The organism is Nitrobacter sp. CN101, assembly GCF_055390255.1.
Window position 1 is genome coordinate 825,267 of sequence record NZ_AP038833.1, and the last position, 14,527, is coordinate 839,793.

The following is a 14,527-nucleotide window of genomic DNA, read 5'->3' on the forward strand; positions in this document are numbered from 1 at the left end:
CAGCCCCTCGGACTCGGCCTGGAAGGCCGACTCGGCAAATATTGCCTATGGTATGGTTTCGATATGGTTAATGGCGGTTAAGACCCGTGACGAAATTGCAAACAGTAAAAAACCGGCATCCGAATGAATGCCGGTTTGGGTTCGAACTATCCTGAAAGAAGCTCTTTTATTGGCGATATTGTTGAATACGAGTGGTGCGCAACCCGGCCAAGCCGTGCTGGTCGATCGAAAACTGCCACGACAGGAATTCATCGACAGTCAGCGTGTAGCGGCTGCAAGCTTCCTCAAGCGAGAGAAGTCCGCCACGTACCGCGGCGACGACTTCGGCCTTTCGGCGAATGACCCAGCGCTTGGTTCCTGGTGCCGGCAAATCCGCAATCGTTAGTGGACTGCCGTCGGGTCCTATGACGTATTTCACCCTCGGGCGGTGCGGTTCTGTCATGGCGTACTCACAAACTCTAAACCATTGAACTCACCGACAAACCTACGCCCTGCGGCTTAAAATTTGCCTAAGCTCTAGGCTTCAATACGATTCTCCTTTGAAATGGCGTTCCGGATAGGGCTTGGCCGAGCGTTGGGTCGCTTGGTGTGGCGGAAGAATTCCTGCTACCGGCCAACCGCCGTCAGTTCAGGATGCGCTTGATCTGGCTGATGGTGTAGGTCTGGCCGCCGATCGATAGCAAAGGGGGTGACTGGGTCAGATCGACAGAATTGACCTGCCCCTGAATCTGCGTCGAGACCGCGACCGGATTCCCGGATGCATCGGCAGCTGTCGCGGTCAGCGTATATTTGCCGTCTGGCCATTGCGTGCCGTCATTACCGAGGCCGTTCCAGGAGAAGACCTGATTGTCGCCGCCATTGACGCCGTAAGAGCCGGAGAAGACATTCTGGCCAGTGCTGTTTGCGATGTTGACGGTGAGGGTGGAGGCCGTCGGAATACCGAGCTGCCACGTCGCCGCATTGTTGGTCATGGTGGCGGTGCTGCCGTCAACCACGGCGTTCTTGCCGACGAAGTCCAGAGCCTGCGTTGCCTGCGTGGTCTGCTGCATGGAGACGAGGTTCGAAAGCTGGTCGTTGGTTCTCAATTGCTGCTCGACGCCCGCGAACTGGACGAGCTGTTGGGTGAACTGGTTTGTATCCAGCGGATCGAGCGGATTCTGGTTCTGCAATTGCGTCGTCAGCAGCGTGAGAAAGGTCTGGAAGTTGCCGGCCAGCGTAGCGTTGTTGGGTGTTGCTTGCGAACCCGGAGAGGAGGCAGGCAGCGCCGTCGTGCCCGATACCACCTGCTGAACCGCAGAACCCACTGACGTCGTCATTTTCGTCTCCTTCAAACCCTGATGTCGAGACCGCGATTCGATTCGAAAACCCGGCTATAATTTCGTCCGGCCGTTGCTACCGGAAGATCCTCCTCCGTCACGATCAGGCGCTGGTTGTGACGGCCGCCGGTGCCATCGCGCGCGTTCTGTTCCTGGGAGGATTGATCCCGCAGGCTGAATTGGAGACCGCCATCGCCGGTCTTCAGGCCGGCATCTTGTAGCGCGCGCTGGAGCTGCGGCGCATCTTGTCGAAGCATTGCAAGCGTTTCCGGCTTCTCGACCGTCAGATGCGACGTAACCCGGCCCTGGCGATCGACGTCGAGACGGACATCAATGCGGCCAAGATCGGCGGGGTCGAGCCGGATTTCGAAGCGACTCTTGCCGCTAAGGGCCGTGACTGCGATCTGGACCGCAAGCCCGTTCAGTGGCACGGCCGCGTCGGTAACCACCGCGACATTGTACTGTGGCGTCGCCGGGGTTGCAGTGTTGGATTGGATCTGCGGCTGCGCATTGGCGTTATTGATGCTCTGACCTTCGACCTGACCGGCTTGCGGAGCGACGGGGGTGGCGTCGGCCGCCTGGGCGGGATGCTGCGGCATTGCTGCTCCCGGTTGCGTTTCGGGCGTTCCGGTGTCGGATGAGGCGGTCTTCGCACCGGCGGTGGCGGCGGCATCATGCTTGTGATCGGGGAGCTTGGCCTCGGACGACGAGGGATTGCCGCTTGCTGCCGACGGCGTTGTTAAGTCCGACGCTTCCGGTCCGGGCTGGATCCCAGTGGAGAGCGATGCTGCGGTTCTGTCCGACCGCGCATTGTCGAGCGTCCTTACAGTCGCCTTCGTGGCGCCAGGTGCTGTCTTGGCCACTGCCGCCGCTAAGGCACTCCCGGTCTGCATCGCAGCTGTCTGCGCAGCCTGTTCAGTGTTCGGTGTCTGTTGAAGGATGGGGGCTGTGACCGCGACTGTATCGGTTGCGAGGGCCGGATTGAAACCCGCATTCGCAGGCGATGTCATTGCACCAGTTTGCTGCGCCAACGGTAGTTCCGTGGCGCTGCGAACCGGCTGGGTTGTTAATTCAGCGGGGGCTCCCACGAGAGGCACCGTAACCGGGATGGCTGCGGCAGGCGGCGTTGCGACAGGATCCGGTGAGGCGCCGGGGATGGTCGTGTCCGAAAACGCCTGCACGGTTTCAGAAGCGTTTCCGGTCGACGCGATTTCGGGATCATCGTGTTGGGTCCCGTGGCGGTGTGCGACGCTCGATACTTTTGCGCCAGGGGGGGATTGCCCAATATCTCTGTCGGCCCCCACCGAATCGGCCTGTGGTGACCGGGCGGACGTTGCCCGAGAGTCGCCCGATTCCGGCTTAACGCGGTCCGGATGGGGAATATTGGGACGTATATTGAACGGATCACGCGAATTCGACGCCTGCGCGACCGCGGTATGCGAGCCTTGCGCGCTGGCATCGACCAGGGTTTCGAAAGCATCCTCGGACGATCGGCCGCTGCGCTGAGAACTCGGCTGCGCGCTTTGGAAAGACACATTGGCGGCGGTTTCCGTCGGTACGCTAAGCACAGGCAACCTCTTGCGGATAGAGTCGTTGAGGTAAGCAGCAAGGACCGGGCCATCGTCCAGGCCGGAAAATGATGATGATAGCCAATGAGTTATAGAAGTGCTTGGTGGCGGAACCCGCCGATTCGGGCCGCTCTTTTTTGCCCAGCGGCAAGATTTGCCGTCCGTTGTCGTCGTCCGGCCGTGATTGCTTCGCGGGAATACGGACTATATTAAAGGCTGGTCTTTTGGTTGGCTCAACGGGCGGAATGCCGCTCGTGAACACCGAGAAAGTTTCCGATTCGCAAGGCGGATGTGATCTTGCACGGTCTCATGAATTGACGGGATCAATGCTCAACAGTCTGGATTTGGAAGGCCGTCCTCAGGACACCCGGGTCGTGGTCGCCATGTCGGGCGGCGTCGACTCGTCGGTGACGGCCGCGCTGTTGAAGTCCGAGGGATACGATGTCGTCGGAATAACCCTGCAGCTTTACGATCATGGCGCTGCGACCCATCGCAAGGGCGCCTGCTGCGCCGGTCAGGACATTCATGACGCGCGAAACGTTGCGGAGCGGCTCGGCGTTCCGCATTACGTGCTGGACTATGAGAGCCGCTTCCGCGAAACCGTGATTGAGAATTTTGCTGACAGCTATGCGTCGGGCGAGACGCCGGTGCCTTGCATCGAGTGCAACCGCTTAGTCAAATTCCGTGATCTGTTGACGACTGCGCGCGAGCTTGGCGCTGCGGCACTGGCGACAGGCCATTACGTCGCCTCGCGCCGTTTGCCCGGTGGATCGCGCGCGCTGCTCTGTGCGGCGGACGCGGACCGCGACCAAAGCTACTTCCTGTTCGCCACCACGAGGGAGCAGCTCGATTTTCTACGTTTTCCGCTGGGTGATATGACAAAGTCGCAGACCCGCGAATTGGCGCGGCGCTTTGGTCTATCGGTTGCCGACAAACATGACAGCCAGGATATCTGTTTCGTGCCGACGGGCCGCTACACTGATATCATCAGTCAGTTGAAGCCGAACGCGATGGAGCCCGGTGATATCGTCGATCTCGGCGGGCATGTCATCGGCCATCATGAGGGTATCGTGCATTTCACGGTGGGCCAGCGCCGCGGCCTTGGCATCGCCTCCGGCGCGCCGCTTTACGTCCTGAGTCTTGATGCAGCGAACCGGCGCGTGGTGGTGGGACCGCGCGAGGCGCTGAAAATGCATCGCATCGTGCTGCGCGACGTCAACTGGATCGGCGATGGCGCGCTCGACCGCGCCATCGGTGGCGGACTTGAACTCTTCGTGCGGGTGCGCTCGACGCGTAAACCTCAGCCGGCGTGGCTGCGCGTTGTCGATGGTTGCTATGAGGTCGAACTCGTCGCCGGCGAGGAGGGCGTGTCGCCTGGTCAGGCCTGTGTGTTTTACGACGGGCCGGAAGGGCAGGCGCGCGTGCTCGGCGGGGGATTCATCGCACGGGCCATGGCGCAGCGTGCAAACGAAGTCGCCGCGCAGAACAGTGCGCCAGCACAACCCTTTGCCGCCGAATTGCGCGGGTAGAGTCCGGGACGCGCGGGAAGCATGGGCAACGACATCGACCGCGCGGGCGTCGCCAGGGCCTATGGCCTCTGGGCACCGGTTTATGATCTGGTGTTCGGCAAGGTGTTCGATCCCGGCCGTCAATCCACGATCGAAATTGCCAACGCAATCGGTGGACGTATTCTTGATGTCGGCGTCGGCACCGGACTGTCGCTGTCGGATTATGCATCCACGACGAAACTGTATGGCGTGGACCTTTCTGAACCGATGCTGCGCAAGGCGCAGCAGCGGGTGCGGTCTCTTAACCTCACCAACGTCGAAACGCTGGCGGTGATGGACGCTAAGAACCTCGCTTTTTCCGATTCGTTTTTTGACGCGGTGGTGGCGCAGTTTGTCATCACGGCGGTGCCGGACCCCGAAGCGACGCTCGATGATTTTGTTCGGGTGCTTAAGCCAGGCGGCGAACTGATTCTGGTCAACCATATTGGTGCGGAGCGCGGGCCGCGCCGCTTGTTCGAACTGGGCTTTTCGCCCTTGGCCCGGCGGCTCGGCTGGCGCCCCGAGTTCCCGTGGGCGCGCCTCGTTAATTGGGCCGCCAAGCATGGCGGCGTGACGCTCTTCGAGCGTCGCCCGATGCGGCCGATGGGACATTTTTCGCTGATCCGCTATCGAAAATCCTGATCGTGCCGCGGAACATCCGCTGCGGCCGTTCGTTGCCGTTTCATGCGAATGAAGATCGCCTCCCTGTTGATCGCCCTTTTTGCATTCGCCGATATTGCCGCTGCGCAGGCGCCACCGACGGCATCCTCCCCGCCCACTCCGACGGCAACGCCGCCCCCGTCTCCCAATTCCCCCACTTGCTCCCCTCACGACATACCCGCGCAGAACGGAACGGCGACAGGCGAGCAAAAGCAGCCACTGGGCGAGAAGCTTGCGAAATCCGATGGCGTGCTATGTCCGCCTGCGGGGGTCGATCCAGAAATTCGCGCGCCGACCCCGGAAGGCGGCAATACGCCGGTGATTCCGCCGCCCGGCGGCCCTGGCGGCGATCCGACCTTGCGGCCCAAATAAGCACCATTCATCGATAAGTCGGGGCGCCTGTTGCGGCTTTGCTTGACAGGCCCTCGACCGGCTTTTTATATGCCGCGCGTTCACGGCATCGTTGATGGACACTGCGGCGAGGTAGCTCAGCTGGTTAGAGCACGGGAATCATAATCCTGGGGTCGGGGGTTCGAGTCCCTCCCTCGCTACCACTCTCTTTCACATATATCCCGGATCAAGCGATCAAGCGTTCCCCGTTGTAAAACGAAAAGCTGATCTGATGCCGAGTTGCGAGCGGGCAAGCGGATGTCGGCAAAGTCTCTCCCGGATTGCGCGAGGGGCGAGCGCGTCGAGCATCGACGGAGTCGGCGGCAACTGCCCACCTTGCTTGAGCGTTTGAAATATGTGACCGGCTGAGGGGAATGCACGAACTTATTGGCGACATCACGCTTTGCATCTTGTTTGCCTGGGGTCTTGGGTTGGCCGCTCATTTTTCCCGGCAACCGTTGATTCTGGCTTATCTGCTGGCCGGATTCTTCATTGGTCCATTCGGGATGGAATGGGTCAAATCGCAGGAGTCGATCCGGACCATTTCCGAACTCGGCCTGATCTTCATGCTTTTCATGATCGGCCTGGAAATCGATCTGAAGAAGATCATGCGCGCCGGGCCGGTGATCCTGATCGCCGGCGGCGGACAGCTCCTCGGCGGCTGCATTCTGGGCGTATTGTTTTTCATGGCAATCGGTCTGCCCATCAATGTCGGCGGGTTCGATGCGCTTTATCTCTGTGTCGCATGCGCGCTCTCGAGTACAGTCATCATCGTCAAAGTGCTCTACGAAAAACACGAGCTCGACACACTGCCGGGCCGCATCACGCTTGGTGTGCTGGTGCTTCAGGACGTCTTCGCGATCCTGTTCCTGGCGGTCCAGCCTAGTCTCGACGATCTTCACATTACCATCGTGCTGCTGTCGATCGCACGGGCCGGCACATTGGTCGCGACTGCGCTGATCCTTAGCCGCTATGTATTGCCTTACCTGTTTCATCAGATCGCGCGCCGCCCCGAGCTGGTGCTGCTCGGCGCGCTCGCGTGGTGCTTTCTGATCGGCGAAATCGCTGAACGACTGCATCTTTCGCGCGAGATGGGCTCGCTGGTGGCCGGGGTCTCGCTCTCAACTTTTCCCTACGCGCTCGACGTCACCGCAAAGGTGACGACGTTGCGTGATTTCTTCATCACGCTGTTCTTCGTCGCGCTGGGCATGACCATTCCGATTCCGAACGGATCCGTGATTGGGCTCGCGCTGGTGATCGCGGCCTTCACCGTGGTAAGTCGTCTCAGCACGACTTTCCTGCCACTGTATCTGATGAAGCAGGGATTGCGAGCCAGCCTTCTGCCGGCCATCAATCTGGCGCAGATCAGCGAGTTCTCGCTCGTCGTAATTCAAACCGGGCTGATTGCGGGACATATCCAAAGCGAGACCGCGAGCGCAGCGTCGTTCGCGTTCGTGGTGCTGGCGGTGTTGAGTACGTTCGCTATCGGTCGAAGCGACCAGCTCTCTCGGCACGGCATCATGTTCCTGAAACGGATCGGCCTTCGCGATCTCGACCGCCTCCAGGCGGGGGAGGGTGGGCATGGCGCAGGACACGGTGAGCCGCGGCGCATTGTCATTCTCGGATTCTTCCGTGCCGCCAGCGCGCTGCTGAGCGAGATCGAATGCCGGGACGAGTCGATGCTGGACCAGATCGGAGTGGTCGACTTTAATCCGGTGGTGTTCAGTACCCTCTCGGCTCGTGGCCTGCACGTCACTTATGGTGACATCAGCAACGTGGATACGCTCGTCCATGCCGGGGTCGGCAGCGCCGAGATCATCATTCTGAGCGTGCCGGATTCGCTGCTCAAGGGTGCCAATAATGAAAAGCTTGTCCGCCACGTTCGTTCGCTGAACCCGACCGCAAAGATCATCTCGACGGCGGACCGGTTGTCGGACGTCGAGGATCAATATGCCGCCGGCGCGGATTACGTGACGGTGACTCGTCTGACCGACGCGCGAGAGTTGTTTGCGGCGATTGAAGCTGCCGAAAACGGGTTGCTGGCCGACAAGCGCGCCGAGACCGACGCGATTCTGGAAGGGCGTCGGGAGGTGCTGCCGTAGTTGATCCGGTACCGAACTCACCATGCCGGATCATATATGATGGCATGATCGTGTGAGCGCTTTTCCGGACGCCGTCGGTTGCACCGTCGCCCGCTCTGCGTCATACGAACTTCCGTCAAACGGGAACGCGCAGACCATGCCCCATCGGATACCGGAAGTCCTCCAGGCTTTTGCCAATGGCGAAATCGTCGTCGTCACTGACGATGAGGACCGTGAGGGGGAGGGCGATCTGATCGTCGCAGCCTCGCTCTGCACCGCGGAGAAAATGGCGTTTATTATACGGCACACGTCCGGCATCGTTTGCGCGCCGATCACCACGGAGGATGCGCAACGGCTGCGGCTCGATCCGATGGTCGCGCATAACGAGTCCAATCATACAACGGCTTTTACCGTCTCGATTGATTACAAGCCGGACGGCGGCACCGGCATTTCGGCCGAGGCGCGCGCCTCCTGTTGCCGGGCGCTTGCCAATCCGAACGCTGGCGCCAGCGACTTTGCCCGGCCCGGCCACGTCTTCCCTCTGATCGCACGCAACGGCGGCGTCCTGCTGCGCGCCGGCCATACCGAGGCGGCGGTCGATCTTTGCAAGTTGGCGGGCCTGCCCCCGGTCGGGGTCATCAGCGAACTGATGAACGACGACGGCACGGTGATGAAAGGCGAGCAGGTGGCGCAGTTTGCTGCTGCGAACGGCCTCAGGCATGTGACCATCGCCGATATCATCGCGTATCGTCAGGCGCGAGAGAAACTGATTGAGCGGGTTTCGGAATTTGCGATCGACAGCCCGATCGGGCTGCTGCAAGGCTACGCTTACCGCTCGCCGTTCGATACGATAGCCCATGTCGCGTTTGTCTATAACGGCGTCGGCGACGGCCAGAACGTCCTGACCCGTTTCCACAAATCCAATATTGTACGCGACATTTTCGCTGGGCCGAAACGCATGGAGGCGGTGCTCGAACACTTCAGGAAGGCCGGCCGCGGCGTGCTAGTCTATCTGCGAGACGGCGCCGCGGGGGTGCCGGTGGCGCCGCTCCCTGAAGACAGGTCAGCGGAAGCTGATCGCAACAGACAGTGGCGAGAGGTCGGCGTCGGCGCACAGATTCTGCGCGATCTCGGCGTGACGTCGATCCGGCATCTGACCTCGTCGGCCTATGACTATAAGGGGCTCTCCGGTTTCGGCATCGAGATCGTTTCGAACGAGCATCTGGAAAGCTGACTGTGGTTGCAGCGTCGAATTAGGATATACTCATGATCGCGGCTTTGCCGGCAGCGGTATCCGGAACGACGTGAAAGGATTGTCATGAGTGTTCGTCCGCAAGGCAAGGACAAACCCGTGCCGGTCAGTTTCCAGTGGGACGATCCGTTCAGGCTGGACGATCAGTTGACCGAAGACGAACGCATGATCCGCGACACCGCGCGCGCCTATGCGCAGGACAAGCTGCAGCCGCGTATCGTCAAGGCCTATCAGGAGGAGAAGACCGACCGCGAGATCTTCAATGAGATGGGCGAGCTTGGCCTGAACGGGATCACACTTCCGCAAGAGTATGGTTGTGCCAATGCCAGCTACGTCGCCTATGGCCTCGTCGCGCGGGAGATCGAGCGTGTGGACTCGGGTTACCGCTCGATGAACTCGGTGCAGTCATCATTGGTGATGTATCCGATCTATGCTTATGGCGACGAGAATCAGCGCAAGAAATATTTGCCGAAGCTTGCGACCGGCGAATGGGTCGGTTGTTTCGGCCTGACCGAACCGGATGCCGGTTCCGATCCCGGCGGCATGAAAACCCGCGCCGAGAAAGTGTCGGACGGCTATCGGCTGACCGGTTCGAAGACGTGGATTTCCAACGCACCGATCGCGGACTTGTTCGTTGTTTGGGCCAAGTCGTCGGCGCATGACAACCAGGTCCGCGGCTTCGTGCTCGAAAAGGGCGCGAAGGGCCTATCCGCCCCGAAGATCGACGGCAAGCTCAGTTTGCGGGCGTCGGCTACCGGCGAGATCGTGATGGATGGCGTGGTCGTGCCGGAAGAGAACCTGTTGCCGAATGTGTCCGGACTGAAAGGTCCATTCGGCTGCCTGAACCGCGCGCGCTACGGCATATCATGGGGCGTTATGGGCGCGGCGGAAGACTGTATGGATCGCGCGCGAAAATACGTGCTTGAGCGAAAGCAGTTCGGCCGTCCGCTGGCGGCTGCACAATTGGTGCAGAAGAAGCTCGCGGATATGCAGACCGACATTGCGCTCGGGCTTCAGGGCAGCCTGCGCGTCGGCCGTTTGATGGACGAGGGCAAGATGGCGCCGGAGATGATCTCTATCGTCAAACGCAACAATTGCGGCAAGGCCCTCGATATCGCGCGGATGGCGCGCGATATGCACGGCGCCAACGGAGTTCAGATCGAATATCACGTGATGCGCCACGCCGCCAACCTTGAAACCGTCAATACTTATGAAGGCACCCACGACGTCCATGCGCTGGTCCTTGGCCGCGCCATCACCGGAATCCCGGCGTTTTCTTAGGGTCGTATCGTCGCGCAACTCCGAATCCCTCATGCCTGGGCAAAAGCGCGAAGCGCGTCTCCGCGCAGGTGGCCCGGGTATCCATCTTTGAAGAAGGTTGGATTGCCGGATTCATAGCGTTTTCGGAGCGGAGAGGGTTCGCGTGAAGAAACGTGTCAAAACAACAATCTAGAGCTTCGCTTCTGATGCCATCAGGGGAAAGGCTCCAGTCCGGCAATGACGGCTTGGGTTAGTTCATGTCAGACACCGAAGACATTCCCTTCAACCGTGACTTTCCGCTGAAGCCGGGCGTCGCCGAGGAAGTTGTGCCCGGGGTCCGTCGCTTGCTGTGCAATAATCCGAGTCCTTTCACCTTCACAGGAACGGTGAGCTACATCGTCGGCCGCGGCAAGGTTGCGATCATCGATCCCGGACCGGATAGCGAGGCTCATGCGAAAGCGTTGCTCGACGCGGTGAGAGGCGAGACTGTGACGCACATCTTCGTCACCCACACTCACAAGGATCATTCATCGAATGCCGCCCGCGTCAGGGCGGCTACCGGCGCGGCAGTTTATGCGGAGGGACCGCATCGTGCTTCGCGGCCACGGTTTGAAAACGAAAAACACAATCCGGAGTTCGGCGCCGATCGCGACTTTAGTCCGGACGTTCGGCTTCGCGATGGCGATGCCGCGACCAGCGATGAATGGGCGCTGGAAGCGGTGAGCGCGCCCGGACACACCGCGAACCATATGGCGTTTGCGTGGAAGGAACGCGGAATCCTTTTCGTTGGTGACCATGTCATGGGCTGGTCCACCTCGATCGTCGCGCCGCCGGACGGGTCGATGATCGACTATATGGCCTCGCTCGAGAAGTTCTCGCAGCGCGACGAGCAATTGTATTTCTCCGGTCATGGCCCCGAGATTCGGGATGGGCCGCGTTTCGTGCGGCATCTGGCGCGGCATCGCCGGGCGCGCGAAGCTTCGATCCTGCATCGGCTGGCGAAAGGCGAGGCCGATATTCCGACCCTGGTCCGCGCCATCTATATCGGCCTTGATTCCAGGCTGTCCGGCGCCGCCGGCTATTCGGTGCTGGCGCATCTGGAAGATCTGGTGGCGCGGGGCCTTGTTCTCACGGATGGTGATCCCGTCATCGATGGACGCTACCGGCTGGCGTGAGCCTTATCGCTTGACCGCTCCCTTTGCGGGAGGCTTGACCGGCACGGGCGGCTCCTTCACCGGCTTCTCGATAATGTTTTCGGCAGCGGTGTTGATGTCGTCGATCAGACTGCTGACACGCGCGGCGTTGCTGCCGAGATCGTGCTCGAAATAACGCGACGAGGATCGGATATCGACGCGCGATCCGTCCTCGGTCGGCATGATGCGGATCACCACGTCTTCGCGGAACCCCATGACTGGCGTTTTTGCCACCGCCTCGATATGGCCGGGCTGCCGCGGCAGCTGCGGCGGGCGTTCATCGATCACCAGCCATTTGCGCCGCGCGACGAGCCGCCGGACGATGTCGAAGGCATGCTGGGCCGTCAGATCCAGCTCCACCGGCTCGATCGCGGGATAGGCCACGCGCTGCTGCTCGGCAGAATAAAGACCGGTGTAGACTGCGGAGTTGGCGCCGTCGGTGCCGCGCAGCCGCGCCAGCGCGTCGAAGTGAGGCGGGTTGATCGGATCGGTGGTGATATCGTGGATTGGCGGCAGGTTGCGGTATTTCACGGCGAGGTATGCCGGATAGGCAAGAATGAGCACGTTCAGTAGCAGCGCTGTCAGGATACGGCCTATGCCGCGTGAGCCATCCCGCCACAGCGCCACAAGGCCTGCGAACGCCACCAGGATCGACAGCCCGGCGCAGGCCAGAGCGCCTAACAATGTCGCGAGTGCGGGCTTGCTCTCGAGGATACCGACCCTCACAGCCACAATGGACACTATCGTCGCGACCGCTGAGAACACCGCAAGTCGCCGCGCCCAGGTAGCCAGCGCGGAGAACGGTTCGGATTGATAGCGTGCGGAAAACCTGCGGGCCATCGGAGCGTCCGGTTTCGGCGGGGACGGGTTGCGTGGATCACCTACCTTATTTGCTTCCTTGAAGAAACGCTGCTGTTCGCTTCCGTCAAAGCGGCGAACTCTGCGGCTAGAAAGTCCAGCAGCGCTCGTACCGAGGGCAACAATCCGCGTCGCGACGAGAACACCGCATGGACGATGCCGGCGCGCGGGCGCCATTGCGGCAGCACGTCGACCAGCGTGCCATTGTCGAGGTCGGCTTCCACAACCATGGCCGGAAATTGTCCGACGCCGATGCCGCGCAGGGCCGCGAAACGCAGTGCCACCATGTCCTCGGTGATGAGGCGTGGTGTGTAGGGGATCAGCGCAGTGGCTTCGTCAGGGCCGTCGAGGCACCATTCATGATGCTGGTGAGGCGGCCCCCAGCCGATGCTTGGAAGCTTGACAAGATCGGCGGGAACTAGCGGGTGGCTCAGCCCCTTTAACAGTATCGGCGCTGCCACCAGCCGCTGCGTGCTCTCGGCCAATACCCGCATCACCAAATCGTTGTTTTCGAGTGGCGGAAAACGCACCCGCAGTGCGATGTCGATGCCATCGGCGATCACGTCGACCCGGCGCGGCGTGCTTTCGAGATGCACCGCAACGTCCGGACACTCGGCCATGAAGCGGGCGATCATCTCGCCGACCTGGAAATACAGAAGCGGCGGCGGACAACTCACGCGAACGATACCTTGCGGTTTGCTGCGCGAGCGCTCGATCAGTTCCTGCGCCGCATCGGCTTCCACCAGCATAGCGACGCAATGCCGGTAGTAGTCCTGTCCGATCTCGGTCACGCTGAAGCGCCGGGTCGAACGCTGGATCAACCGCACCCCGAGCCTGTCCTCCAGCATTGCGATGCGGCGGCTCAACCGCGAACGCGGCATCCCCAGCGCGCGGGCGGCGGCGGCAAAACCGCCATGATCGACCACCTGAACGAAGAAATACAGATCGTTGAGATCCTGCATCATCGTCTCATTAATAGGACAGTGATGGACGATATTGCCAGCTACCGGGGTATTTGTCCCACCTATATCCTTCGTTGCAACAGCGGTCGAACAAGGCCGCCTCACGGAGGTTCATCATGCGAAAGGTACTTGGTGTCTTTAGCGGTCCCCGGCAGCATTGGGTGGGCGACGGTTTTCCGGTTCGCTCGCTATTCTCGCACGCCAGCCACGGCGACCATGTCAGCCCGTTCCTGCTGCTCGACTATGCCGGGCCGGCCGACTTTACCCCGGTGGAGCAGCCGCGCGGTGTGGGCGTGCATCCGCATCGCGGCTTCGAGACCGTCACCATTGTCTATCAGGGTGAGGTCGAGCACCGCGATTCCACGGGCAACGGCGGCTTGATCGGGCCGGGCGACGTGCAGTGGATGACGGCAGCCTCAGGCATCCTGCATGAGGAGTTCCACTCCCGCGCCTTCACCAAGAAGGGTGGCACGCTGGAGATGGTGCAACTCTGGGTCAATCTGCCGGCCAAGGCGAAGAACGCCGATCCCGGATACCAGACCTTGCTCGACGCCGACATTCCGGCGGTGGATCTACCGGACGGCGCCGGCAAGCTGCGGGTGATCGCCGGTGGGTTCGAGGGCCGAAAAGGGCCGGCGAAGACCTTTACGCCGATCGACATCTACGACGTGAAGCTCAACCGCAACGGCGTTGCCACGTTCAAGCCGGCGGAAGGGCACACCGTCGCGGTGGTGGTGCTAAAGGGCACGGTGCTTGTCAACGGCAGCGAGATCGCCCGCGAGGCGCAGTTCGCATTGCTCGACCGCAACGGCGGAGAGATGACTATCGAGGCAAATGGTGAGGCTTCAGTACTGATCCTCTCCGGTGAGCCAATCGACGAGCCGGTGGTGATGCATGGCCCGTTCGTCATGAACACGGAAGGCGAAATCCGCCAGGCCATGATCGATTTCCAGAGCGGCCGCTTCGGCACTCTGGAGCCGGTCGCGGCCAGCGGCTGACGACGGTTGAGATGGACGCGATTCGGTTAGCCGGATCGCGCCTCATCCTTCAACATTCAGCGGCGGTGCACTCGTCCCGCCGTTGGTGCACCCGCGTCAATGTCAGCGAGCCCTTCAATGAAAGGAAATGACCCGTGGTCAGCGAAGCAATCCGTGATCCGGCAAAGGATGATCTTCTGACGCCGCAAAATTCCGCGTTCATCATCATCGACTATCAACCGGTGCAGGTGAACTCCATTGCATCGATGGATCGGCAGATCCTCGAACAGGCCGGCGCAAAGCTCATCAGTGTGCCGCAGCTCTTCTGCGAACTGCAACGTGACTGGAAGCGTGCCGAGACCGTTCCGGCCTTCATTAATTTGTTCATCGAGACGGGTGGAACGGCCGGTATTCAGTTCTCTTATGACAAACAGGGTTGAACCATCGCGATGCCTCAGTCCGT

The 14,527-nt window shown here is 61.0% G+C and carries 14 protein-coding genes and 1 tRNA gene; 10 read left to right on the top strand and 5 right to left on the bottom strand.

The genetic code is table 11. The features are described from left to right. Positions 1-166: 166 nt before the first annotated feature. The 3 genes from sciP to ACZ5IL_RS03905 form a co-directional block, all read right to left on the bottom strand. Positions 167-442 (bottom strand): CtrA inhibitor SciP, encoded by a 276-nt coding sequence (gene sciP, locus ACZ5IL_RS03895; RefSeq protein WP_002714638.1) that lies wholly within the window; start codon positions 440-442, stop codon positions 167-169. A gap of 181 nt (positions 443-623) precedes the next feature. Then, positions 624-1,316, bottom strand: coding sequence for a flagellar hook assembly protein FlgD (locus ACZ5IL_RS03900; protein ID WP_464595279.1), 693 nt, complete (start codon positions 1,314-1,316; stop codon positions 624-626). Positions 1,317-1,327: 11 nt separating this feature from the next. Next, the gene (locus ACZ5IL_RS03905) at positions 1,328-2,884 is read right to left on the bottom strand and encodes a flagellar hook-length control protein FliK (protein WP_464595281.1); all 1,557 of its coding nucleotides are present in this window, start codon (positions 2,882-2,884) and stop codon (positions 1,328-1,330) included. A gap of 326 nt (positions 2,885-3,210) precedes the next feature. Here ACZ5IL_RS03905 and mnmA point away from each other — a divergent pair, with 326 nt between their 5' ends. The 8 genes from mnmA (at position 3,211) to ACZ5IL_RS03945 (ending at position 11,249) form a co-directional block, all read left to right on the top strand. Beyond that, positions 3,211-4,413: a tRNA 2-thiouridine(34) synthase MnmA gene (mnmA, locus tag ACZ5IL_RS03910; protein WP_464595282.1), complete on the top strand. Its 1,203-nt coding sequence runs from the start codon at positions 3,211-3,213 to the stop codon at positions 4,411-4,413. Positions 4,414-4,434: 21 nt separating this feature from the next. Next, positions 4,435-5,073 (top strand): class I SAM-dependent methyltransferase, encoded by a 639-nt coding sequence (locus ACZ5IL_RS03915; RefSeq protein ID WP_079445748.1) that lies wholly within the window; start codon positions 4,435-4,437, stop codon positions 5,071-5,073. A 48-nt stretch (positions 5,074-5,121) separates the two neighbouring features. Beyond that, on the top strand, positions 5,122-5,463 hold the full coding sequence (locus tag ACZ5IL_RS03920) for a hypothetical protein (RefSeq protein ID WP_464595284.1): 342 nt from the start codon (positions 5,122-5,124) through the stop codon (positions 5,461-5,463). A 105-nt stretch (positions 5,464-5,568) separates the two neighbouring features. After that, a tRNA-Met gene (locus tag ACZ5IL_RS03925) sits at positions 5,569-5,645 on the top strand. Positions 5,646-5,855: 210 nt separating this feature from the next. Continuing rightward, entirely contained in the window at positions 5,856-7,583 is a 1,728-nt protein-coding gene (locus ACZ5IL_RS03930; protein ID WP_464595286.1) for a cation:proton antiporter, read from the top strand. 136 nt (positions 7,584-7,719) lie between these two features. After that, positions 7,720-8,796, top strand: a complete 1,077-nt coding sequence (ribB, locus tag ACZ5IL_RS03935; protein WP_464595288.1) for a 3,4-dihydroxy-2-butanone-4-phosphate synthase — start codon at positions 7,720-7,722, stop codon at positions 8,794-8,796. Positions 8,797-8,880: 84 nt separating this feature from the next. Further along, a complete protein-coding gene (locus tag ACZ5IL_RS03940) occupies positions 8,881-10,095 on the top strand; it encodes an acyl-CoA dehydrogenase (protein ID WP_464595290.1) in 1,215 nt (404 codons plus the stop codon). 236 nt (positions 10,096-10,331) lie between these two features. Further along, positions 10,332-11,249 (top strand): MBL fold metallo-hydrolase, encoded by a 918-nt coding sequence (locus ACZ5IL_RS03945; protein WP_464595291.1) that lies wholly within the window; start codon positions 10,332-10,334, stop codon positions 11,247-11,249. 3 nt (positions 11,250-11,252) lie between these two features. On the opposite strand, the gene ACZ5IL_RS03950 is transcribed toward ACZ5IL_RS03945, so the two are convergent. Beyond that, entirely contained in the window at positions 11,253-12,107 is an 855-nt protein-coding gene (locus ACZ5IL_RS03950; protein WP_464595292.1) for a DUF1499 domain-containing protein, read from the bottom strand. Between the two features lie 41 nt (positions 12,108-12,148). Then, entirely contained in the window at positions 12,149-13,087 is a 939-nt protein-coding gene (locus ACZ5IL_RS03955; protein ID WP_464595293.1) for a LysR family transcriptional regulator, read from the bottom strand. Positions 13,088-13,203: 116 nt separating this feature from the next. On the opposite strand from ACZ5IL_RS03955, the gene ACZ5IL_RS03960 reads away from it, so the two are divergent. Both ACZ5IL_RS03960 and ACZ5IL_RS03965 read left to right on the top strand, forming a co-directional pair. After that, complete coding sequence (locus ACZ5IL_RS03960; RefSeq protein WP_464595294.1) at positions 13,204-14,085, top strand: pirin family protein; 882 nt, start codon at positions 13,204-13,206, stop codon at positions 14,083-14,085. Positions 14,086-14,219: 134 nt separating this feature from the next. Further along, entirely contained in the window at positions 14,220-14,504 is a 285-nt protein-coding gene (locus ACZ5IL_RS03965) for a hypothetical protein (RefSeq protein WP_464595295.1), read from the top strand. The last annotated feature ends 23 nt before the right edge of the window (positions 14,505-14,527 follow it).

Excerpts from the sequence above, each read along its gene's own strand:
- ACZ5IL_RS03955 (WP_464595293.1), bottom strand. The coding sequence starts at position 13,087 with ATGCAGGATCTCAACGATCTGTATTTCTTCGTTCAGGTGGTCGATCAT.
- sciP (WP_002714638.1), bottom strand. The coding sequence starts at position 442 with ATGACAGAACCGCACCGCCCGAGGGTGAAATACGTCATAGGACCCGAC.
- ACZ5IL_RS03915 (WP_079445748.1), top strand. The coding sequence starts at position 4,435 with ATGGGCAACGACATCGACCGCGCGGGCGTCGCCAGGGCCTATGGCCTC.
- ACZ5IL_RS03930 (WP_464595286.1), top strand. The coding sequence starts at position 5,856 with ATGCACGAACTTATTGGCGACATCACGCTTTGCATCTTGTTTGCCTGG.
- ACZ5IL_RS03920 (WP_464595284.1), top strand. The coding sequence starts at position 5,122 with ATGAAGATCGCCTCCCTGTTGATCGCCCTTTTTGCATTCGCCGATATT.
- ribB (WP_464595288.1), top strand. The coding sequence starts at position 7,720 with ATGCCCCATCGGATACCGGAAGTCCTCCAGGCTTTTGCCAATGGCGAA.
- ACZ5IL_RS03900 (WP_464595279.1), bottom strand. The coding sequence starts at position 1,316 with ATGACGACGTCAGTGGGTTCTGCGGTTCAGCAGGTGGTATCGGGCACG.
- ACZ5IL_RS03960 (WP_464595294.1), top strand. The coding sequence starts at position 13,204 with ATGCGAAAGGTACTTGGTGTCTTTAGCGGTCCCCGGCAGCATTGGGTG.
- ACZ5IL_RS03945 (WP_464595291.1), top strand. The coding sequence starts at position 10,332 with ATGTCAGACACCGAAGACATTCCCTTCAACCGTGACTTTCCGCTGAAG.
- ACZ5IL_RS03940 (WP_464595290.1), top strand. The coding sequence starts at position 8,881 with ATGAGTGTTCGTCCGCAAGGCAAGGACAAACCCGTGCCGGTCAGTTTC.
- ACZ5IL_RS03950 (WP_464595292.1), bottom strand. The coding sequence starts at position 12,107 with ATGGCCCGCAGGTTTTCCGCACGCTATCAATCCGAACCGTTCTCCGCG.
- mnmA (WP_464595282.1), top strand. The coding sequence starts at position 3,211 with ATGCTCAACAGTCTGGATTTGGAAGGCCGTCCTCAGGACACCCGGGTC.